1 pseudogene is annotated in these 844 nt (G+C 56.6%); it reads right to left on the minus strand.

Annotation, left to right across the window (positions count from 1 at the left end):
- Window positions 1-176 precede the first annotated feature (176 nt).
- A pseudogene (locus tag CRI63_RS23725) lies at window positions 177-844 on the minus strand (autotransporter domain-containing protein); the annotation flags it as partial.

Consider the following 844-nt stretch of genomic DNA (forward strand, 5'->3'; position numbering starts at 1 on the left):
ACTCGATCGATGCTCAGACGTACGTGCTGTACATCGATCGATGCTCGACGTACGTAGCTGTACATCGTCGATGCTCAGACGTACGTAGCTGTACATCGATCGATGCTCAGACGTACGTAGCTGTACATCGATCGATGCTCAGACGTACGTAGCTGTACATCGATCGATGCTCAGACGTTGGTGGTGGTGCTGTCGCCTTCGTTATTAACAACTGCCTGGTCGCCGTCGATCTGAATACCGATGGATTCCGGATCGGTCACGGTCATGGTGCCGTTNTTGTCCACCGTCGCGCTGTCGCCGGTGATATCAATCCCGTGTGCGCCGCCGCTGACGTCCAGATCGCCGTCCTGAACAACTTTCCCGTTATTACCGTTGATTTCCGTACCGCTGGAGTCTTTACCGTCAACTGTGGTTTTGCCGCCGTTATTCGCCGTGGTGTCGTCACCGTTAATCTGTGTGCCGGTGCCGCCGTTGGTGATGGTGCTGTCGCCTTCGTTATTAACCACCGCCTGGTCGCCGTCGATCTGAATACCGATGGACTCCGGATCGGTCACGGTCATGGTGCCGTTGTTGTCCACCGTCGCGCTGTCGCCGGTGATATCAATCCCGTGCCGCCCCGCCGCTGACGTCCAGATCGCCGTCCTGGATAACGGTGCCGTTATTGCCGTTGATTTCTGTACCAGTGGCGTCTTTACCGTCAACTGTGGTTTGCCGCCGTTATTCGCCGTGGTGTCGTCACCGTTAATCTGTGTGCCGTGCCGCCGTTGGTGATGGTGCTGTCGCCTTCGTTATTAACAACTCGCCTGGTCGCCGTCGATCTGAATACCGATGGACTCCGGATCGG

The organism is Escherichia sp. E2661, assembly GCF_004745185.1.
In the GTDB taxonomy this organism is placed as follows: Bacteria; Pseudomonadota; Gammaproteobacteria; order Enterobacterales; family Enterobacteriaceae; genus Escherichia.